The following is a 20,856-nucleotide window of genomic DNA, read 5'->3' as shown; positions in this document are numbered from 1 at the left end:
CGATATGGGAACGCGGCCGGGCGGCGCGGGACCGAACGCGCAGAATGGGCGGGTGCGCGACATGGTCACGGCTGCCCGGCGGGTCGTCGTCAAGATCGGATCCTCGTCGTTGACCACCGCCACCGGCGGCCTGGACGACGGGCGGGTCGACGCGCTCGTGGACACCCTCGGCGCGCTCGCCGCCGACGGCCGGGAGGTCGTGCTGGTCTCCTCCGGCGCCATCGCCGCCGGCCTCGCCCCGCTCGGGCTCACCCGGCGCCCGCGTGACCTGGCCACCCAGCAGGCCGCCGCCAGCGTCGGGCAGGGCCTGCTGATCGGCCGGTACGCGGCGGCCTTCGCCCGGCACCGGCGCACCGTCGGCCAGGTGCTGCTCACCGTCGACGACGTGACCCGGCGGGCGCACTACCGCAACGCCTACCGGACCCTGCGCAAGCTGCTCGACCTGCGGGCGGTGCCGATCGTCAACGAGAACGACACGGTCGCCACCGAGGAGATCCGCTTCGGTGACAACGACCGGCTGGCCGCCCTGGTCGCCGCGCTGGTCGACGCCGACCTGCTGGTGCTGCTCTCCGACGTCGACGCCCTGTGGACCGGCGACCCGGCCCGGCCCGGCGCCACCCGGATCACCGAGGTACGCGACTCCGCCGACCTGGCCGGCATCGACATCGGCGGGGTCGGCCGGTCCGGTGTCGGCACCGGCGGCATGGTCACCAAGGTGGAGGCCGCCCGGATCGCCACCGGCTTCGGCATCCCGGTGGTGCTCACCGCCGCACCGATGGCCGGCCCGGCGCTGGCCGGCGAGCCGGTCGGCACCCTGTTCCACCCCAGCCGGCGGCGGCCGGCCGCCCGGCTCTTCTGGCTCGCCCACGCCACCTCACCCCGGGGCCGGCTGCACCTCGACCCGGGGGCGGTCGCCGCCGTGGTCGGCCGGCGCAAGTCGCTGCTGCCGGCCGGCATCACCGCCGTGGACGGGACGTTCACCGCCGGCGACCCGGTCGACCTGGTGGACACCGAGGGCGCGCCGGTCGCCCGGGGGCTGGTCAACTACGACGCGGTGGAACTGCCCGGATTGCTGGGCCGCTCCACCGGCGAACTCGCCGCGGCGCTCGGCCCGGCGTACGAACGGGAGGTCGTCCACCGCGACGACCTGGTGCTGCTGTAAGCAGGGGCCCCCTGTTAACGCCTGGCGTGGTAGAAGGGTCCCTTCCTAACACTTCGAGGAGTGAGTGGACGATGAGCGGGAGCGTGCGCGAGCAGGCGGGCCGGGCACGGGTGGCGGCGGAGGCGTTGGCGGTCGCCACGCGTACCGCGAAGGACGCCGCGCTGGTCGCGATGGCCGACGCGCTGGTGGCGCGTACTCCCGAGATCCTGGCCGCGAACGCGACGGACCTGGCGGCCGGCCGCGAGGCCGGGCTGAGCGCGGCCGTGCTGGACCGGCTCGCCCTCGACGCGGGGCGGGTGGCGGGCATCGCCGACGCGCTGCGGCAGATGGCCGCGCTGCCCGACCCGGTGGGTGAGGTGGTCCGCGGTTCGACCCTGCCCAACGGGTTGGAGCTGCGCCAGGTGCGGGTGCCGTTCGGGGTGGTCGGGATCATCTACGAGGCGCGGCCGAACGTCACCGTGGACGCCGCCGGCATCTGCCTGAAGTCGGGCAACGCGGCGCTGCTGCGCGGTTCCTCGTCGGCGGCCCACTCCAACGCCGCCCTGGTCACGGTGCTCCGCGACGCGGTCGCCGCCGCCGGGCTGCCGGCCGACGCCGTGCAGTTGCTCGACGCCACCAGCCGCGACTCGGTGAAGGAGCTGATGCGCGCCCGGGGCCTGGTCGACGTGCTGATCCCGCGCGGCGGCGCGTCGCTGATCCGGACCGTGGTGGAGGAGTCCACCGTGCCGGTGATCGAGACCGGCGTGGGCAACTGCCACGTCTACGTGGACGCCGCCGCCGACCTCGGCAAGGCCGTCGCGATCACGCTGAACGCCAAGACCCAGCGGCTGTCCACCTGCAACACCGCCGAGTCCCTGCTGGTGCACGCCGCGGTCGCGGACGCGTTCCTGCCGCCGACGCTGGCCGCGTTCGCCGAGGCCGGGGTGACAGTGCACGGCTGCGCGGAGGTCGCCCGCCACTCCGACGCGGTGGTGCCGGTCACCGACGAGGACTTCGCCACCGAGTACCTGTCGGCGGACATCTCGGTCGCCGTGGTGGACTCGCTGGACGCCGCGATCAGGCACATCGGCCGGTACGGCACCGGACACACCGAGGCGATCGTCACCGACTCGCAGGCCGCCGCCCGGGAGTTCGTGGCCCGGGTGGACGCGGCGGCGGTCATGGTGAACGCGTCGACCCGGTTCACCGACGGCGGCGAGTTCGGCTTCGGCGCCGAGATCGGCATCTCCACCCAGAAGCTGCACGCCCGGGGCCCGATGGGGCTGCCCGAGCTGACCAGCACCAAGTACGTGGTGACCGGCGACGGCCACCTGCGAAGCTGAGGGTGTAAGGAAGGGCCCCCTGTTAACGCCTCCGGTAGAGGAAGGGCCCCTTCTTAACATCCGCCGGCGGCACCGACCCACGCCGGCTCCGGGGCGGCCGGCGCCGGCGGACGAACGGTCAGCGGCAGCCGCGGATGGCGGCGAGGGTGGTGTGCACGTCGAACTGGTGCCCGTCGTCGCTCTCCCACCCGCCGTCGCTGCGCTGGGTCTCGGTGAGCCGACGGCGGGCCCGGACCAGCACCCAGTCGTGCTCCTCGACACCCACCCGGCGCAGCGTCGCGGCCAGCGACGCCACGTCGGCCGGGGACATCTCGGCGACCCGCTCGGCGAGCGCCACCTGGATGCGGGCCGACTCCTGGAACAGGTGCTGCCGGTGCAGGACCGCCGCGCTCAGCCAGCCGGCGGCCAGGAAGGACGGCCAACTGCCGTCCGGGTTGAGGCGGGCCACCAGGTGCTGCGCGGCGGCGTGCACGACGCCCGCGTACACCCCACCCACCCGGGCGTCGAGCGGCCCGGCGGCCCGGGCGTCGAGCCCGGCCGCGGTCAACCAGAAGGCGGCGCTCGCGGTCAGGTAGAAGCCGGCCTCCGGATCACCCGGCCGCGCCCACTCCGGCGCGGTGCCGGCCAGCGCGTCGTCCTCCTGCCAGCCGCCGTCGGGCAACTGGCGGGCGGCCAGCCAGTCCAGCGCCCGCCGGGCCGCCGGCCGGCCGAGCGCGCCCAGGTCGTCCAGCTCCGCGAGCCGGAAACAGGTCGCGTCCACCGACGCCACCGACCCGTCCAGGTACGCGGGCCAGCCGCCGTCCGGCGTCTGGCCGCCCTCGGCGACGTCGAGCAGGTCCGGCGCGGGAGCCGTACCACTGCGTAGTCGGGAGAGACGGGCACGGTCCACCGCGTCTCCGTGCGCCACCACGAACCCGATCGCGGCGTCCATGTCCACCACGGCCGACACGCTACCGGCGCGGATGCGATCCCGCCTCGGTGAATCGGGCGGCGCGACGGCCGAAGGGTCGGACCGGGCGAACTGTTAAGAAGGTGCCCCTCCTCTACGCCAGGCGTTAAGAAGGGGCCCTTCCTTTCTCAGTACGCGGGTAGCGACGGGTCGATCTGCTTGATCCAGGAGAGCACGCCGCCCTGGACGTGCACGGCGCCGGAGAAGCCGGCCGACTTGAGCGCGGCGAGCGCCTCGGCCGAGCGGACGCCCGACTTGCAGTGCAGCACGATCTGCTTGTCCTGCGGGAACTTCGCCAGGGCGTCACCAGAAATGATCTCGCCCTTGGGGATCAGCGTCGCGCCGGGGATGCGCACGATCTCGTACTCCGCCGGCTCCCGGACGTCGACCAGGAAGATGTCCTTGCCGGCGTCCTGCCACTCCTTCAGTTCCCGCGCGGTGATGGTCGCGTCGACCACCGCCTCCTGTGCCTCCACCGACACCGCGCCGCAGAAGTCCTCGTAGTCCTCCAGCAGGTCGGTGACCGTGGGGTTCTCGCCGCAGAGCACGCAGTCCGGGTCCTTGCGAACCTTGATCTTGCGGTACGACATCTCCAGGGCGTCGTAGACCATCAGCCGGCCGACCAGCGGCTCACCGATGCCGGCCAACAGCTTGATCGCCTCGTTGACCTGGATCGAGCCGATCGACGCGCAGAGCACGCCCAGCACGCCGCCCTCGGCGCAGGACGGGACCATGCCGGGCGGCGGGGGCTCCGGGTAGAGGCAGCGGTAGCAGGGGCCGTGCTCGGCCCAGAACACCGACGCCTGGCCGTCGAACCGGTAGATCGAGCCCCAGACGTACGGCTTGCCGAGCAGCACCGCCGCGTCGTTGACCATGTAGCGGGTGGCGAAGTTGTCGGTGCCGTCGACGATCAGGTCGTACCGGGAGAAGATGTCCCGCACGTTCTCCCGGTCCAGCGCGGTGTCGTGGATCTCCACGTTGACCAGCGGGTTGATCTCACGGATCGAGGCGGCGGCGGACTCGGCCTTGGACCGGCCGATGTCGGACACGCCGTGGATGATCTGCCGTTGCAGGTTGGACTCGTCGACGGTGTCGAAGTCGATGATGCCGAGGGTGCCCACCCCGGCGGCGGCGAGGTACATCAGGGCCGGCGAGCCGAGGCCACCGGCGCCGACGCAGAGCACCCGGGCGTTCTTCAGCCGCTTCTGCCCCTCGACCCCGACATCCGGGATGATCAGGTGGCGCGAGTAGCGGCGGATCTCGTCAACGGTCAGCTCGGCGGCGGGTTCGACGAGCGGGGGCAGCGACACGGTGGACTCCCCGGGATCGGCTGGTGGCGAACCGAGCCATTGTCGCTCGTCCGGGGCGCCGTCGGCCATGAGGAGGGACACGTCGCCCGAACTGCGGGAGCGGGAATATCCCTACACGCCGTCGATCGGCTCGCCCGCGTACCGGCTGCCGTCCACGAACGGCCACGCGTTCGCCGCGCACCCGTCCAGGCCGTACGTCTGCTGCTGCATCACCGGGGCCGGTTCACCCGGGCCGGGACAGGCCTCGTGCCCCTCGCCGAACTCGTGCCCGACCTCGTGGTTCACCACGTACTCCCGGTAGACCGACAGCGGCGCTCCGTAGTCCGGTACCGCCTCCATCCACCGGGCCAGGTTGATCACGACCCGGCCGGGGAGCCGGCAGGACGTGTACCCCTCGGTGCTGAGCCCGCCCTCGGCGCACATCCGTTCCGAGGTGTCCGGCGTGGCCAGGTAGACGGTGAAGTCGGCGGCGTCGACGTCGGCGACCCGCTGCACCCGCAGCGCGCCGCCGGCGGTCCAGCCGCGCCGGTCGGCCAGCACCGCGTCGACGGTGGCGGCGAACGCGGCGGCGTCCTGGCCGGTGCCCGCCTCCACGGCCACCCGGTAGCGGCGCAGCGGCCCGTCCAGGCCGTGCACCGGCGTCTCCCCGTCCGCGGGCGTGAAGCTGCCCCCGCCGGTACGCGGGTACCGGGTGGGCGGGGCCACCTCGGCCGCGCCGGCACCGTACCCCGTTCTGGCCCGCACGCCGGCGTCGTCGCCGGCCCGGACCAGGGCCACGCCGGTGCCGGCGGCGAGCACCAGGACCAGACCCAGCCACGCGGTACGCCGACGCCGGGCCCGCGCCCGGGGCGTGGCGGCCGGCCAGGCGGCGGAGACGGTACGGCGACGACCCGGCCGGGCGGCGTCGGGACCATCGGACGGATCAGGCGGGTCGTAAGGGGACGACGACGTCATGGATCCAGCCTGGCAGATTAATCGGGCAATTCGCTTCCTTTACGTGTGAAACGGTCGGCGAATTATGCGAGCATTATCCCTAAATGCGACTATCGAACTTTTTCGCGTGATTATCGCTGGTCAGAGCGGGGGCCCCGCGTACCGACGGCCGTCGCGGTACGGCCAGGGGTTGGCCACGCAGCCGTCGAGGAAGAGCGTCTGCTGCATCATCACCGGCGCCGGCCGACCCCGGCCCGGGCAACGCTCGTGCCGGTTGCCCAACTGGTGCCCGACCTCGTGGTTCACCACGTACGTCCGGTAGACCGACAGCGGCACCTCGGCCGCGACGTAGTGCGGCACCGACCGCCGCCAGCGCTCCAGGTTGATGATCACCTTGCCGGGCGCCCGGCACGACGTGTACGGCCGGCCCCCGACCCGGATGTCCACGCCGCCGGCGGCACACATCCGGCCCGCCGTACGGGCGGTGGCGAGGTAGACGGTGAAGTCCGCCGACGCACCGGGACCGACCTCCTGCAACCGGAGCCGGCGGCTGTCCACCCAGCTGCCCGGCCCGGTCAGCGCGGTCTCGACGGCCGCCGCGAAACCGGAGATGTCCTCGTTCGCGCCCTGTTCCACCGCCACCCGGTAGCGGCGCAGCGCACCGGAGACACCGAGGACCGGCCCGACCCGGTCGTCGTAGGAGAACGTGCCCCGCCCCGACGACGGCACCGGCCCCGGCAGGGACAGCACCGGGGGCGCCGACGGGGACACCGACGCCGACGGGGCGGCCGACGGCACGGCCGACGGAGTGGCCTGCGTCAACGCCGGGGCCTGCGGCCCGGTCGCGAGCACCTCGGCCCCGACGTGGGCACCGCGCCGGTCGGCGACCACCGCCACCGCCGCGCCGATCGCCAGGACCAGCACGACCAGTTCGAGGACGTGCCGCCGCCCCCGCCCGGTCCGCCGGTGCCGCCCGTGGCGAGCCTGGGCCGGCGCACCGCTCGACCGGCCCGCCCGCCCCACCCGGTCACCGGAACGCGGCGCGACCCGGTCGGCACGGTCACCGGAGCGCGGCGCGACCCGGTCGGCGGGGGCGGCCCGGTGGTCGGAACGGGGTGCGGGAGAGGGGCCGTCGACCCGGCGGTGAGAGATGGACATCCCGCTCAGCCTGCCATGTCGGGCCGCTGCGCGGTGTCCTCCGTTTCGGCGAGCAGGGCCAGCACCGCCCGCGCCACCAGGCGCGGAACCTCCAACTGGGCCACGTGGCCGACGCCGTCGAGCATCATCAGCCGGCTGTCCGGGATCATCCGGGCGGTCTGCGGCGCCACCCGGACGTCCACCAACCGGTCGCGCCGCCCGCCGACCACCAACGTGGGTGCCCGGATCGCGGCGGCGAGCCGCCACAGCGACCCCGAGCCGGGAAGGTACGAACGCAGGAAGCTGGAGACGAGACCGCGGAACGTCCGGACGTACGCGGCGGCGTAGTGCGCGGCCTCGTACCGCACCCGGATCTCTTCCAGCGCCTCCCGCCGGCGCTGCTCGCTGATCCGGCTGAGATCGGCGACGCACGCCTCCATCGCCTGCTGCGCCATCACCTCGGGCGCCAACTGCGCCAGCCGCCAGGCGGCCAGCCGCTCGGCCCGGGGGATCGCCAGCAGCGGCAGCATCCGGCCCTGCAACGAGCGGTGGAAGGCGAGGAACGGCAGGGCCGGCGAGACCAGGGTCAGCGTCCGGACCAGGTCCGGTCGTACTCCCGCCACGTGCACCGAGATCGCGCCGCCGAGCGAGTTGCCGAACAGGTGCACCGGCCCCCGGTCGGCGTACTCGATCCACCGGATCACCCGCTGGGCGAACGCCGGGATCGTGTAGCGGTGGCCCGGTTCGCTGCGCCCGAAGCCCGGCAGGTCGATGGCCTGACCGTCCAGTCGATGGGCGAGCAGCCCGGCCAGGTCGGTCCAGTTCTGCGACGACCCGCCGAGACCGTGCACGTACAACGCCGGCTCCGCGTCCGGCGCGGTCGCCGGCGTGTCCCGCACGTAGGTGACCGTGCCGTCGAGGCGTACCTCCCGACCCGGCCAGGGCGGTGGCACGGAGTGCTCGGGGAGCAGGTGGTCCGGCCAGAGGGTGGCGCGCTTCATGGTTCCAGTCTGCCCGGACCCGCGTCACGCGGCAGCCCGGTGCGACCCACACCACCGCGCCCGGACGGCCCCTTCAGGCCAGCAGTGCCTCGAGCCGGCGGTTGATCGCCGCGAGGGTGGCCCGCACCACGGCCTGCCGGGGGTCACCGGCGACCAGCGCGGAACCGGCGAGCTGCTCGACCCAGCCGTCGCAGATCAGCAGGACCACCACGGTGGCCACCTCGCAGTTGCCGAACGGCACCACGGCCGCGTGCTCGACGAAGCACCGGCCGGATTCCGGCTCCGCGCCGCGCAACAGTTCGTCGACCGCCGCCGCGGCGGCGACCGCGCAGAGCCGCAGCACGTAGCCGTCGACCGCCGGCCCGGTGGAGTGCCCGGCGGCGGCACGCGCGCCCGCCATCAGGCGTACCTCCACGGTGGCGTCCAGGCCGAAGGTGCTCACCTGGACGTGGTCGATCACCACCCGGGGCCCCGGCGCGCCGCCGGTGTCCAGCGGGCGGGAGGGCGCGGTCTCCGTCGTGGTGACCTGCCCACCGGAGTACGACGTACCGAGGGTCACCGGGCTGCCGGGCGGCGTGCCCAGCGGGGCGGTCGAGACCGAACCCGGCTCCTCGACGCTGGCCCGGCCCCGGTGCGGCGGGTTGGTGTACTGCCGACGCCGGCGCGGCGCCTCCGCCGGTGCCGGATCCCGCGGCTCCGCTCTCGCCGGCAGTGTCTCCGGCCGGCCGCCCGGCGCCCGACTTCCCGGGGCGGACGGCGCGGCGAGGTCGCGGGTCGTCACGGAACGGGCCTCGGCACCCTGCGGCTCGGCGGAGCGGCGGCGCACCGGCGCGGTCGGCGGACCGGACAGGTCACGCGGCGCGGCGGCCAGACCCATCCGCTCCTGGAGCAGGCGGGCGACCTGGCGGCTCACCTCGGCCGGGTCGGCTCCGTCGGAGAGGTCCAGGCGCAGGCTGTGCGCTCCCGCGGGGGTACGGCGCAGCTCCGCGTCCCGGACCCCGTCGACCCCCCGCACGGCGGTGAGGATCGCGTCGACGTCGAAGCCCTCCGGGCGCTCCCGCAGCGGTGCGGGCTCGTCCTCGCGGCGCAGGTGCTTGGCGATCCGGGCGAGTTCCGGGGTTTCGGCGGGTGGCTCCACGGCTGGCGGCTCCGGCACTACGGGCACGTCCGGTTCGGCGGGGACGCGCTGCGGCAAGACCGCCGACGTATCGTCCGGCAGGCCGTCGCCGTCGGCCGGCTCGGCCGTGGGGACCGGGTCCGGGGCGGATCGGCGGGCCGCATAGGGGGGTGCGCTCGTCGGTACGGGCGCGAAGGGGGTGCGGTCGCGGCGGGCGGCCCCACTCGTGGCGGGGGTGATCGCGGGACCGGTGGGGCTCGGTGGCTCGGTCGAGGTCTCCGCAGCGGGGGCGGCGCTGACCGGGCGCAGCCGGAATGGACGGACGGCTCCTGAGTTCGGCTCGCCCGCGACGGGCTCGGGACCGGGCGGCGGGACCTCGGGCGCGGACGGAGCCGGAGGCGCGCTCGCGGGTCGCCCGAGGGCCCAGGCGGGCCGGTCGGTCGGGGCGGCGGGCGGTTCGTACGTCGGGCGAGCCGCCGAACCGGCACGCACCGGCTCGTACGGCTGGGTCGGGTAGCGGCGGTCGGGCTCGGCGCGGCTCGGGTCGTACGGGCGGTCCGGCTCGCCGGCCCAGGTGGGCCGCCGGTCCGGACGCGCACCTCCCTCGGTGAACCCCGGATCCGGTCGCGTGCCGTGCCCGGCGGGCTCGGCCTCGTCGTGGCCGGACAGGGCGATCTCGTCCCGGGCCCACGGCGGTGCCCAGGGGCTGCCCCAGCTCGGACGGTTCCAGTTGGGACCGGACCAGTCCGGCTCGGTGATCCCGGGCCGCTCGTCGGCGACCGGCCCGGTCGGCCGGTCGGCCCCGGCGTCCCGAATCCCGGCATACCGGGGGTGGTCCCGCTCGTCACTCCCGTCGGACCAGGCGCGTCCCCGCTCGGTCGCGGGCCGGCCGGCGGTGGACCGCTCGGAACCGGACCGCTCCGAACGTGGCCGGTCGGGGCCGGGCCGCTCCGGGCCCGGTCGCTCGGGACCGGACCGGTCCGAGACGCCCGGTGGGTCGGCGGCCGTCGGCTCCGGGCCGCGGGCACGGTCGGCGGTTCCGGCCCGGCCGGCATCGGCGGCCCCGGCCCCGTCGGCGTCGGTCGCGAAGGGACGACCGGCGGCCCGGTCGGCAGCCCCGGCCCGGTCGGCGTCCGTCGCGAAGGGACGACCGGCGGCTCCGGCCCGGTCGGCATCGGCCGCGAAGGCACGACGGCCGGCGGCCCGGTCGGTGGCCCCGACCCGGTCGAGGTCGGGCGGGAAGGGCTGGTCGGCGAGGGGACGGTCGACGGGGGCCCAGCCGCGCTCGACGGGCCGCTCGGTCGGCGGCAGGTCCGCACCGGCGGCGCGTTCGGCCGGCGGGAGTTCGGCACCGAGCGCGCGAACCGGCGAGGGCCGGCCGTCGGCCTCCCGGTCGCGCACGGCTCGACCGGCGGTGGGTCGGTCCCCCGGGTCCTGCGCGGTGGGGGGTCGGTCACCCTGGTCGCGACCGGCGTCGGGCCGGTCGGGGACCGGCGCGCGGTCCGGACGGTCGCCGGGTGACGCGTAGGTCCGGTTGTCGGGCGCGGAACGGTAGGCCACCGCCGGTGGCACGGCGTACGGGTCGTCCCACCGCGCTTCGCCGCCGGCCGGCGACTGTGCCGCGGCCCGGTCGACCGTGGGCGCGTGGAACCCGGGCGGAACCTCGAAGCCGCTGGCCGCGGTACCGACCGGCGGCACGTGCATGGCGGGGGGCGCGGACGTCGGGGGGCCGGAATCCGCCCAGCGTGGACGGGAGGGCCGGTCGTCGGAGGCGTGCCGCGTCGGGCCGGACTCCGGCCCGGCGACAGGTCCGGGCTGTTGCTCGGCGTCGGGCGCGGGACGCTGCGCCGGAACGACCAACCGGTCGCCGTCGGTCTCGCGACGCGCCTCGCCGAACGGCACCGGGGGTGCGCTCACCGGCGTGGGCCGGCCGGCCGGCAGATCGGAGTGCGTGACGCCGTTCGTGCGGTGGCCGTTTGCCCGGGCCGGGGGCTCGGAATCTCCGGCAGTGGCGGGAAACGGTGACGGAAGGTCACCGTTTCGTGACGATGCGGTGCCCCATCCCCCGTGCGGATCGGGGGTGGACCACCCCGAGGCCGAGTCGCGCGGCGCGGGTCGGTCCCCGAGCCGGGGCCAACCGCCGGCCACCGAGGGCGCCCACCCGTCGCCGGAACGGGCCAGGTCGTCCTGCGGACCCGTGCCGTCACCGTGCTCTCCCGGGGTGGCGGCTCCGGGTTGCCCTGCTTCACTCACCGCGCGCTCCTTGGTCGCCCCCGCTGAGGCTACCGTGTGGTGACAGTGGCGATAAGTTACAGCGGCGGGCCAATTCCGCGACGGGCTCCAGACCCGGACCGGTTCGGGTGAAATGCCGGCTCGTACCAAGGAAACTCGGAGGTTCCCATGACGGCTGTGGGGAACGGTGCTCAGACCGCCGGCAGGCCCACCCGCCTGCCCCGTTCCGCGCGCCGCAAGCAGTTGCTCGCCGCGGCGCAGGAGGTGTTCGTCGCGCAGGGCTACCACGCGGCCGCGATGGACGACATCGCCGAGCGGGCCGGGGTTTCCAAGCCGGTGCTCTACCAGCACTTCCCGGGCAAGATGGAGCTCTACCTGGCGCTGCTCGACACGCACTGCGACGCGATCGTGGCGAAGGTGCACGACGCGATGCGGGAGACCGACGACAACAAGGAGCGGGTCGGCGCGTCGGTGCGGGCGTACTTCGACTTCGTCGACCACGAGAGCGAGGCGTTCCGCCTGGTCTTCGAGTCCGACCTGCGCAACGACCCGGCGGTGCGGCAGCGCGTCGAGCGGGTCGAGCAGGGCTGCATCGCGGCGATCACCGACACCATCATCTCGGACACCGGCGTCAGCCGGGCACACGCCGAGTTGCTCGCCTCCGGGCTGGTCGGCGCGGCCGAGACGGCGGCGCAGTTCTGGCTCGCGGGCGGGCGGCAGGTGCCGAAGGCCGAGGCCGAGGCACTGGTGGCGGCGCTCTCCTGGCGAGGCATCGCGAGCTTCCCCCTCCAGGGTGAGTCAGCCTGACCGCCGCCCCGGTGATCGGATAGCCTTCGCAGGGCGGCTCATTCGCCCCAGTTGAGGAGGCAGCGTGGAGGTCAAGATCGGCGTGCAGTACGCGCCGCGCGAGCTGGTTCTGGAGAGCGCGCAGTCGCCGGCCGAGATCGAGCAGGCCGTGACCGACGCCTTCGCCAACGGCAGCGGGACGCTCTCCCTCACCGACGAGAAGGGCCGGCGGATCATCGTGCCGGTCGACAAGGTGGCGTACGTGGAGATCGCCGAGGCGTCCCCGCGGGCGGTCGGTTTCACCGTCCGCTGACGTCCCGCGCGTACCGGCGGGGCTGGTGCACCGCACCGGCCCCATCGGTACGCCGGCATCAGTTGTTCAGGCCGACGGCGGCCATCCGCGCGGTGTGCGCCGCGGTCAGCCGGCGGAACAGTCCCGGCACGTCCACCTGCTCGCCCGGCCCGGTCAGCGCGGTGAGCGCCCCGCGGTCCGCGGAGGCGACCCGGCCGGCCTGGGACAGCGCCTCGCCGACCAGCCGCCGGGCCCACATCGACAGCCGGTCGGCCACCCGGGGGTCCGCCTCGACGGCGATCCGGATCTCGGTGGCGGCGAAGTCGGCGTACCGGGACTCGTGCAGCACGTCGAGCACCAGCCGACGGTCCGGCTCGGCGAGGGCGCCGGCGATCTCCCGGAGGAAGTCGTCGGTGATGCCGTCCCCGACGTACGCCTTGGTGACCGCCTCGGCCCAGTCCCGCGGCTCGGTCGAGTCGTGGTACGCCTGCAGCGGCGTGACGTAGCGAGCCATGGCGTCGTCGGGCAGCGCACCCAGCGCGGCGATCCGGGCGGCCAGCCGGCGGTAGTTGCCGATCTCGGCGGCGGCCATCTCACCGAGGGCGGCCCGGCGGCGCAGGTCGGGGGCGAGTCGGGCGTCGGCGGCCATCCGCTCGAACGCGAGCAGCTCCCCGAGGGCCACCAGGCCCAGCAGGTCGACCACGGCGTGCGTGGGCGGGATGTCGGTGGTGGGTTCGGACGGGGTGGGGACGGACATCTGCGCAGGCTACCGCCGAACCGGACCGGAGCATGAAAGTGACCCAGGTCACAACGCCGGACCCTGGACACGGACCCCGATCGGGAATCGGGGCGTTGACCGGCGGGTTCAGGTAGACTGGAGCAGTTGCCGTGGGCACCGACCGATGTTCGACCCGGTCGACGTTCCCCGCGGTGCGCGTGCGGCCCGGTCCGGCTCGGCAGTCTTGCCGCCGACCGTGTGGCCCGCGCCATACCCGACAGCGCCCTGAGGATCAACGGGGCGCACCCACGAGAGGCACCCCCAAATCCATATGAGCGAGCTGACTCAAGACCTCATGGACGGCCAGGAACTGGCCCCCACCGCTCCGGTGCGGCCGGAGGCCCCGACGTTCGCCGAGCTGGGCGCGCGTCAGGAGACCGTGGACGCGCTGGCCGCGTCCGGCATCACCCGGGCCTTCGCCATCCAGGAATACGCCCTGCCGATCGCGCTGCGCGGCACCGACCTGATCGGCCAGGCCCCCACCGGCACCGGCAAGACCCTCGGCTTCGGCGTACCGCTGCTGGAGCGGGTGTTCGCGCCCGCCGAGGGCAGTGACGGCGTGCCGCAGGCACTCGTCGTGGTCCCCACCCGCGAGCTGGGCATCCAGGTCGCGAAGGACCTCCAGGCCGCCGGCCGCACGCGCGGCGTGCGGGTGCTGCCGATCTACGGCGGGGTGGCGTACGAGCCGCAGATCGACGCCCTGCGCAAGGGCGTGGAGATCCTGGTCGGCACCCCGGGCCGGCTGATGGACCTGCAGAAGCAGAAGCACCTGCGGCTCGACCGGGTGCGCGCGCTGGTCCTCGACGAGGCCGACCGCATGCTCGACCTGGGCTTCCTCGACGACGTCGAGAAGATCCTGGCGATGCTGCCGGAGGACCGGCAGACGATGCTGTTCTCGGCCACCATGCCGGACCCGATCGTCACGCTGTCCCGGCGCTTCCTGCGCCGCCCGGTGACCATCCACGCCGGGCACACCGCCGAGACCGGTCCGTCGCCGCAGACCCAGCAGCTGGCATACCGCACCCACTCGATGAACAAGATCGAGATCGTGGCGCGCATCCTCCAGGCCGAGGGGCGGGGCCTGACGATGATCTTCACCCGCACCAAGCGGGCCGCCGACCGGGTCGCCGAGGACCTCGACTTCCGCGGCTTCGCGGTGGCCGCCGTGCACGGTGACCTGGGCCAGGGCGCCCGGGAGCGGGCACTGCGCGCGTTCCGGGCCGGCAAGATCGACACGCTGGTCGCCACCGACGTGGCGGCCCGGGGCATCGACGTCAGTGGTGTCACCCACGTCATCAACTACGACTGCCCCGAGGACCAGGACACCTACACCCACCGGATCGGCCGCACCGGCCGCGCGGGCGCGACCGGGGTCGCGGTGACCTTCGTCGACTGGGACGACATGCCCCGCTGGCGGATCATCGACAAGACCCTCGGCCTGGACATGCCCGAGCCGTTGGAGACCTACCACACCTCCCCGCACCTCTACACCGACCTGGGCATCTCCACCGAGATGACCGGCACCCTGCCCACCGCCGAGCGCACCCGCGCCGGGCTGTCCGCGGAGGTCGAGGAGGACCTGGGTGGCCGGCCGCGGCGCGGTGAGGGCCGCGGCGCCCGGCGCGGTGAGGGCCGGGGCGACGGGCGTGGCGAGGGCCGGGGCGACGGGCGCGGGCGCGAGCGCCGCCGGGGCCGGGACGACGCCACCAGCGCCGGGCCGGACGCCGAGGCGCCCGCCGACGCCGAGGGTGAGGACGGCGCCCGGGTACCGCGTCGCCGCCGGCGTCGCCGGGCCGGCGAGCCGGTCGCCGGCGAGCAGACCACGGTGGTCACGGCCGAGGCCGGCGACATCCCGACCGTCGCCGCCGAGGGCGAGGCGCCGAAGCCGCGCCGCCGCCGGCGCCGTCGTGGTGGCGGTGGCTCATCCGGTACGCCGGCCGAGGCCACCAGCGCCGACTGACCCCGAACGTCCACGACGTCCCCCGCCCCGGTTCGCCGGAGCGGGGGACGTCCGTGCGGGAGGGCTGCGCCGAACCGGCCACTCGCACGTGGCCGGCGCGCAGGACACCTGCCGCGCGGCCCCTTTGCTCTGCTTCAACGGACGCCTCCGGTGCGTGGGTTGAAGCAGAGCAAAGGGGGTTCCAGGAAGGGATGCCGCCCGGGTCGTGGCGCGCAGGCGGGGCTGAGACGGTTGCGAGGCAGCCGAGACCAGCCCGAGGCGGACACCACGCGAACCCCGGGCGAACGCGGGACGATCCCGCGCCAGACGCGCGCGAACGGCAGGAGGGTGGAGAAGAGTGCCGGAGTCGTTGGAGGCTGCGCTGGCCGAGGTGCGGGCGTTGCTGCTCGCTCCCGGTCTGACCCGGGCGGTGGGTGCCGGGCGACGGCGGGGACAGCGCCCCTCGGTGGTCCGGGCGGAACTGCGGCCCGTCGCGTTGAAGGCCGGCCCCCGGTTGCAGATCTCGACCTCCGACGGCGTCCGCCCGCACACCCGCAATGTCGCGCCGGGGCCGGAGGCGGACGCGACGGTGGACGCGCTGCTGGCCGAGCCGTTCGGCAACTGGCACGTGGAGACCGCCGACGCGACGCTGCAACTGCGGGTCACCAAGTCCGGTGCGGCGCAGGTGCACCGTGCCGCCGCGGTCCGTCCCGCGCCGGAGCCCGCCGGGAACGACCGGGCGAAGGACTACCTGCTCGACCCCGGTGATCCGATCTTCGCCGAGATCGGCGGCTCGGCGGCCAAACGGCGGCAGGTCGACGCGTTCCTGCGTGCCCTCGCGGCCACCCTCCCGGACGAGCTGACCGGGCCGCTGCGGGTGGTGGACCTGGGCTGCGGCAACGCGTACCTGACCTTCGCCGCGTACCGGTGGCTGGCGCAGCGCGGGCTGGACGTCGAGCTGATCGGGGTGGACGTCCGGGAGGACCAGCGGCAGCGCAACACCGCGCTGGCCGAGCGGCTGGGCTGGGGCGACCGGGTGAGCTTCGTGGCCGGCACGATCGCCGAGGCGGTGGTCGAGCCCGCACCGGACCTGGTGCTGGCGCTGCACGCCTGTGACACGGCCACCGACGAGGCCCTGGCCCGGGCGGTGCGCTGGCAGGCCCGCTGGGTACTCGCCGCGCCGTGCTGCCACCACGACGTGGCGGCCCAACTGCGGGCCCGACCCGCGCCGGCCCCGTACGACCTGCTCACCCGGCAGGGCATCCTGCGGGAGCGCTTCGCGGACGTCCTCACCGACGCGCTGCGGGCCGGGCAGCTACGGCTGCACGGCTACCGGGCGGAGGTGGTGGAGTTCGTCGACTCCCGGCACACCCCGCGCAACCTGCTCATCCGCGCCCGGCACACCGGCGCGGACGCGACGCCCGCGCAGCGGGACGAGTACGACGCGCTCGTCGACCAGTGGCGGGTCACCCCGCGCCTGCAGACGCTGCTGGCGGGCTGATCAACGACGCCGATCCCCGTTGCGGGGGCGGTCGCCGGGAATGCCGGTGAGCGTCCGCTCGGACTCCGCCGGGGCGGAGGGGAACGGCACGACCTTCCCCGGGCTCTCGGCGTTGCCGGCGGCGGCGAACGCGTTCCAGGAGATGTCCACGAGCAGCCGCTTGAACTCGGCGTGCCGCTCGGCCGCGTCGTGTTGCAGCGCCAGCCGGGCACCGAGCACCACTCCGACCAGCGTCGTGGTGACCGCACCGGTGGCGACCAGCACGTGCAGGCCGGTGGCGGTGTCGCCGCGCAGCACGAGGACGAGCAGCCAGATCCAGAAACCGGCGGCGAAGACGCCGGCCTTGGCCACGAAGAAGAGGCTCACCGCACCCGGGCGGTGCGGCATCGGACGGTCGGGGGCGGCCATGCTGCTCCTTGTCGAACTCCGGCCCGTCGTCGACGGGGTTGCGCGGTCGGTCGTGTGCGGTGCGTGACGAGCCGCGAGTGTAGTGGAGAAGCGGCGGTCAACGCGCGGGTCACGGCGTTCCTATCGATGTTCCGTCAGTTCGTCCCGCCGACGGGACAGTCTGGTCGATCAGTCAATTGATACCGTCGTACCCCGTACTACCCTCGACATGCGCACCGCCGGGTGCCGCCCGGGAGGGACGATCCGCTGGGATGGCTTCGTCAGAGACATCACCGCAGGTGGCGTTCGCACGCTTCGTGCGACGCGCGATAGACGACGCCCGTGAGGAGCGCGGCTGGACGGTGACCGACCTGGCGTCGCACACCGGGGTCGGCCGGTCCACCGTGTTCCGCTGGCTCGCCGGTGACTGGCAGGACTACCCGGAACTGGCCAAGGTACGGGGGTTCTGCGCCGCGCTGGACCTGCCGGTCGCGGCGGCGTTCCGCGCGCTCGGCCTGCCCGACGCGGGTCCGTCACCGCGGCGGCGCGGCGACGACGGACCGGTCGAGGCGGACGTGCGGGCGATCCTGCAACGGCTCGCCGACCCGACCGTGCCGGCCGAGGAGAAGCACCACATCCGCGACCTGCTGCGCTACCTCGCCCGCCGGCCGGTCCGCCGGGCCGGCTGACCCGCCTCAGGGCACGTCGAGGGTGAACTCGGCGGTCCGCACCGTCCCACCGACCTTGAAGTCCAGGAAGAGCCGGTACCGCCCGGTGCCGGGCACGGTCACCCAGAACGTCGGCACCCCGTCCACCAGCTCCGGCTCCGGGTGCACGTGCAGATAGCCGAGGTCCCCGGCGCGCAGCGCGACGAGATGCCCGTACGCGCCGAGGTGCCGCTCCAGCGTGGGGGTGCCGCCGTCCGCCCCGGTGAACCGGAACGTCAGCGGCACCGACACGCCGACCGCCGGGGTGCCCCGGCGCTCCACGGTGATCCCGTCCACCGTCGTCGAGGTGGCCGGGGCGGGCAGCGACCGGGGCGCGTATCCGCCGGGCACCACCAGGTCCACGCCGAGGGTGAGGGCCGTCTGCCGGCCGTCGTCGGCGAGGGCGGTGAAGTCCGCGTACGCCCGCCAGACGCCGGGCTGCGGCAGGGTCAGCGGCACCGACCAGGTGCCGTCGGCCGCCATGTCCGGGTGCAGGTGCTGGTAGCCGGTCAGGTCCCGGCGTACCACGATCAGGTGCATCGGCTCGTCGTGCACGACGGCGAAGCGGGTGACCGGTCCGCGCTGCGCGTCCCGCACCTGGAACCGCAGCTCGCCGGAGCGCCCGGCGGTGAACTCCACGTCGGTCGGCACCAGCGTGTAGCCGGCCCCGGTCACCGACAGGCCCTGCGCCTCGGCCGCGACGCCCTGGTCGGCGCCGTGCTCGTGGGCGCCGGTGCCGGCCGGGTGGCGGTGGTCGCTCAGCGCGCTCTCCGCGCCCGCGACGGCGGGCGCGCCGCCGTTGATCCGGCCCAGGCCGAAGCCGAGCAGGACGGCGAGGACCAGCCCGCCGACGACCAGCGCCAGCCGCAGGGTGCTCCGGTCCGGCACGGCGGAGACCTGGTCAGCGGGCGGCCGGTCGGTCATGGCCCCCACGCTACCGGCGACCCGGACGCCTCCGGCCCGGCCTCCATCCGGCGTGGCGGGCGTCGCAGTCCGGTCCGGCCGGGAACTTTCCCGCACCCCGCGCGGGTTGCGCCGTCCGCAGCCGTGCCCGACGAGCCGGGGCGGCCGGGCGCGGTCAGCCGGCGACCGCCAGGGCGAGCGGCAGTACGTCCGGCGCGCCGGCCCGGCGCAGCTCCCGGGCGACCAGCGTCATCGTCCACCCCGAGTCGACCAGGTCGTCCACGAGCAGCACCGGCCCGTCCAGCCCGCCGACGGCCTCGGCCAACTCCCCGGCCACGGTGAAGGCTCCGTGCAGGGCGCGTACCCGCTGGGCGCTGTTGCCCCGTGGGCCGGTGGCGCCGGGCCCCTCGGCCGGCGTCACCTGGCCGAGCAGCGGCAACCGGCCGACCGTGGCGATCCGCTCGGCCAGCGACCCGACCAGTCGCGGCCGGTGCCGCGAGCCGACCGCGACCACGCCCACCGGGCGACGCGGCCACGGGTCGTCGCCGTGCGCCCACGCCTTCAGCACCTCGACCACGGCGGCGACCACGTCGTCGGGCACGGGCGCGTCCACCGCCTCCGGGCCGACCAGGCCGCGCAGCCGGCCGCCCCAGCCGAGGTCGGACAGACGTCCGACCGCGCGGCCGGGCAGCGCCTGCTCCGTCGGCGCGATGCGGCCCTTGAGAGGTACGCCGACCGCGTCCAGGCCGGTCGGCCAGAGCTTCTTCGGGGGGATCTGCACACCGGGCCGGCCGAGGAAGGTCTGCGCGGCGGTCAGCGCGGCGTCGGAGACCACGGCCGGGAAGAGCGGGTCGGCGCACCGGTCGCACCGGCCGCAGTCCGCCGCGTCCGCGTCGTCCAGGCACTCCCGCAGGTAGCGGAGGCGACAGCCGGGCGTCGTCGCGTACTCCCGCATGGCCTGCTGCTCGGCGGTGCGCGCGGCGGCGACACGCCGCAGCCGGGCCTCGTCGTAGGTCCACGGCTCGCCGGTGGCCAGCCATCCGCCGCGCACCCGGCGGACCGCCCCGTCCACGTCGAGGACCTTGAGCATCAGCTCCAGCCGGGCGCGGCGCAGGTCGACGATGGGTTCGAGGGCCTGGGTGGAGAGCGGCCGGTCGGTGTGCAGGGCGGCGAGCACGGTCCGGACCTGTTCCTCGGGCGGGAACGCCAGCGAGGCGAAGTAGCGCCAGATCGCCGCGTCCTCGACACCCGGCAGCAGCAGCACCTCGGCGTGCGCGACGGCGCGGCCGGCCCGACCGACCTGCTGGTAGTAGGCGATCGGCGACGGCGGTGCGCCGAGGTGCACCACGAAGCCGAGGTCGGGCTTGTCGAAGCCCATGCCCAGCGCGCTGGTGGCCACCAGCGCCTTGATCTTGTTGTCCAACAGGTCCTGCTCGGCGGCGCGCCGGTCGGCGTCCTCCGCCTGCCCGGTGTAGGCCGCGACCGGGTAGCCCCGGGACCGGAGGAACTCGGTGGTCTCCGCGGCGGCGGCCACGGTCAGCGTGTAGACGATCCCGGAGCCGGGCAGCTCGTCGAGGTGGTCGGCGAGCCAGGCCAGCCGGTGCGCCGGGCCGGGCAGGTCGAGCACGCCCAGCCGCAGCGACTCCCGGTCCAGGCTGCCGCGCAGCACCAGCACGTCCGGTCGCCGCGCGGCCGGGTCGACCGGCTCGGTGCCCAGCTGCTCGGCCACGTCGGCGGTAACCCGGGCGTTGGCGGTAGCCGTGGTGGCCAGGACCGGGGTGCCCTCGGGCAGCCGGCCCAGGAAGGTCCGCAGCCGGCGGTAGTCCGGCCGGAAGTCGTGCCCCCAGTCGGAGACGCAGTGCGCCTCGTCGACCACCAGCAGCCCGGTGGTGGCGGCCAACTGCGGCAGCACCGTGTCCCGGAAGTCCGGGTTGTTCAGGCGTTCCGGGGAGATCAGCAGCACGTCCACCGCGCCGGCCCGGATCTCGGCGGTGATCTCGTCCCACTCGTCGAGGTTGGCGGAGTTGATCGTGCGGGCGCGGATGCCGGCCCGGGCGGCGGACTCGACCTGGTTGCGCATCAGTGCCAGCAGCGGCGAGACGATCACCGTCGGCCCGGCGACCTCCGGCCGCGCGAGGTCGACGCCGGAGTCCCGGTCGCGCAGCAGGGCGGTGGCCACGAAGTAGACCGCCGACTTGCCCCAGCCGGTGCGCTGGACGCAGAGCACCCGACGCCGGTCCACCACCAGCGCCTCGATCGCGCGCCACTGGTCCTCGCGCAGCCGGGCGGACTCACCGGCGAGCCGGCGCAGCACCGCCTCGGCCCGCTCCCGTACCGCCGTCCGATCCGCATCCATCCGGCATTTCTACCAGTGCCGGACGACACCGCCACCTGGAGCGG

The 20,856-nt window shown here is 75.0% G+C and carries 17 protein-coding genes; 7 read left to right on the top strand and 10 right to left on the bottom strand.

What is annotated here, in order from left to right; genetic code table 11:
• Positions 1-4: 4 nt before the first annotated feature.
• Together proB and D7223_RS18570 are read left to right on the top strand one after the other, a co-directional pair.
• The gene (gene proB / locus D7223_RS18575; RefSeq protein ID WP_120729684.1) at positions 5-1,162 is read left to right on the top strand and encodes a glutamate 5-kinase; all 1,158 of its coding nucleotides are present in this window, start codon (positions 5-7) and stop codon (positions 1,160-1,162) included.
• A 71-nt stretch (positions 1,163-1,233) separates the two neighbouring features.
• A complete protein-coding gene (locus tag D7223_RS18570) occupies positions 1,234-2,484 on the top strand; it encodes a glutamate-5-semialdehyde dehydrogenase (protein ID WP_120729683.1) in 1,251 nt (416 codons plus the stop codon).
• Positions 2,485-2,602: 118 nt separating this feature from the next.
• Here the strand turns inward: D7223_RS18570 and D7223_RS18565 are convergent, their stop codons facing one another.
• From D7223_RS18565 to D7223_RS34325, 6 genes are all read right to left on the bottom strand, one after another.
• On the bottom strand, positions 2,603-3,415 hold the full coding sequence (locus D7223_RS18565; RefSeq protein WP_120729913.1) for a prenyltransferase/squalene oxidase repeat-containing protein: 813 nt from the start codon (positions 3,413-3,415) through the stop codon (positions 2,603-2,605).
• A gap of 146 nt (positions 3,416-3,561) precedes the next feature.
• Positions 3,562-4,812, bottom strand: a complete 1,251-nt coding sequence (moeZ, locus tag D7223_RS18560) for an adenylyltransferase/sulfurtransferase MoeZ (RefSeq protein WP_186832444.1) — start codon at positions 4,810-4,812, stop codon at positions 3,562-3,564.
• Positions 4,813-4,854: 42 nt separating this feature from the next.
• Positions 4,855-5,697 (bottom strand): DUF3152 domain-containing protein, encoded by an 843-nt coding sequence (locus tag D7223_RS18555; RefSeq protein WP_120729682.1) that lies wholly within the window; start codon positions 5,695-5,697, stop codon positions 4,855-4,857.
• Between the two features lie 120 nt (positions 5,698-5,817).
• The gene (locus D7223_RS18550; RefSeq protein ID WP_337589452.1) at positions 5,818-6,834 is read right to left on the bottom strand and encodes a DUF3152 domain-containing protein; all 1,017 of its coding nucleotides are present in this window, start codon (positions 6,832-6,834) and stop codon (positions 5,818-5,820) included.
• A 5-nt stretch (positions 6,835-6,839) separates the two neighbouring features.
• Entirely contained in the window at positions 6,840-7,814 is a 975-nt protein-coding gene (locus tag D7223_RS18545; protein WP_120729681.1) for an alpha/beta fold hydrolase, read from the bottom strand.
• Between the two features lie 73 nt (positions 7,815-7,887).
• Positions 7,888-9,690 (bottom strand): hypothetical protein, encoded by a 1,803-nt coding sequence (locus D7223_RS34325; RefSeq protein ID WP_420330330.1) that lies wholly within the window; start codon positions 9,688-9,690, stop codon positions 7,888-7,890.
• Between the two features lie 1,641 nt (positions 9,691-11,331).
• On the opposite strand from D7223_RS34325, the gene D7223_RS18535 reads away from it, so the two are divergent.
• Both D7223_RS18535 and D7223_RS18530 read left to right on the top strand, forming a co-directional pair.
• Entirely contained in the window at positions 11,332-11,970 is a 639-nt protein-coding gene (locus tag D7223_RS18535; protein WP_120729680.1) for a TetR/AcrR family transcriptional regulator, read from the top strand.
• Between the two features lie 64 nt (positions 11,971-12,034).
• A complete protein-coding gene (locus D7223_RS18530) occupies positions 12,035-12,262 on the top strand; it encodes a DUF3107 domain-containing protein (RefSeq protein ID WP_120729679.1) in 228 nt (75 codons plus the stop codon).
• Positions 12,263-12,320: 58 nt separating this feature from the next.
• On the opposite strand, the gene D7223_RS18525 is transcribed toward D7223_RS18530, so the two are convergent.
• Positions 12,321-12,998 (bottom strand): ferritin-like fold-containing protein, encoded by a 678-nt coding sequence (locus D7223_RS18525; protein ID WP_120729678.1) that lies wholly within the window; start codon positions 12,996-12,998, stop codon positions 12,321-12,323.
• A gap of 292 nt (positions 12,999-13,290) precedes the next feature.
• On the opposite strand from D7223_RS18525, the gene D7223_RS18520 reads away from it, so the two are divergent.
• A complete protein-coding gene (locus D7223_RS18520) occupies positions 13,291-14,979 on the top strand; it encodes a DEAD/DEAH box helicase (RefSeq protein WP_120729677.1) in 1,689 nt (562 codons plus the stop codon).
• Between the two features lie 337 nt (positions 14,980-15,316).
• The gene (locus D7223_RS18515) at positions 15,317-16,459 is read left to right on the top strand and encodes a class I SAM-dependent methyltransferase (protein WP_120729676.1); all 1,143 of its coding nucleotides are present in this window, start codon (positions 15,317-15,319) and stop codon (positions 16,457-16,459) included.
• Here D7223_RS18515 and D7223_RS18510 read toward each other — a convergent pair whose 3' ends face one another.
• On the bottom strand, positions 16,460-16,867 hold the full coding sequence (locus D7223_RS18510) for a hypothetical protein (RefSeq protein ID WP_120729675.1): 408 nt from the start codon (positions 16,865-16,867) through the stop codon (positions 16,460-16,462). It lies immediately after the preceding gene.
• 251 nt (positions 16,868-17,118) lie between these two features.
• Here D7223_RS18510 and D7223_RS18505 point away from each other — a divergent pair, with 251 nt between their 5' ends.
• Positions 17,119-17,535, top strand: a complete 417-nt coding sequence (locus D7223_RS18505) for a helix-turn-helix domain-containing protein (protein ID WP_120729674.1) — start codon at positions 17,119-17,121, stop codon at positions 17,533-17,535.
• A gap of 6 nt (positions 17,536-17,541) precedes the next feature.
• On the opposite strand, the gene D7223_RS18500 is transcribed toward D7223_RS18505, so the two are convergent.
• Positions 17,542-18,477: a hypothetical protein gene (locus tag D7223_RS18500; RefSeq protein ID WP_120729673.1), complete on the bottom strand. Its 936-nt coding sequence runs from the start codon at positions 18,475-18,477 to the stop codon at positions 17,542-17,544.
• A gap of 154 nt (positions 18,478-18,631) precedes the next feature.
• A complete protein-coding gene (locus tag D7223_RS18495) occupies positions 18,632-20,812 on the bottom strand; it encodes a DEAD/DEAH box helicase (protein ID WP_120729672.1) in 2,181 nt (726 codons plus the stop codon).
• Between the last annotated feature and the right edge of the window lie 44 nt (positions 20,813-20,856).

Origin of the sequence: Micromonospora endolithica (genome assembly GCF_003626595.1) — a bacterium.
In the GTDB taxonomy this organism is placed as follows: Bacteria; Actinomycetota; Actinomycetes; order Mycobacteriales; family Micromonosporaceae; genus Micromonospora; species Micromonospora endolithica.
Note: the sequence above shows the minus strand (reverse complement) of the source record. Positions and strands in the feature narration are given on the sequence as shown.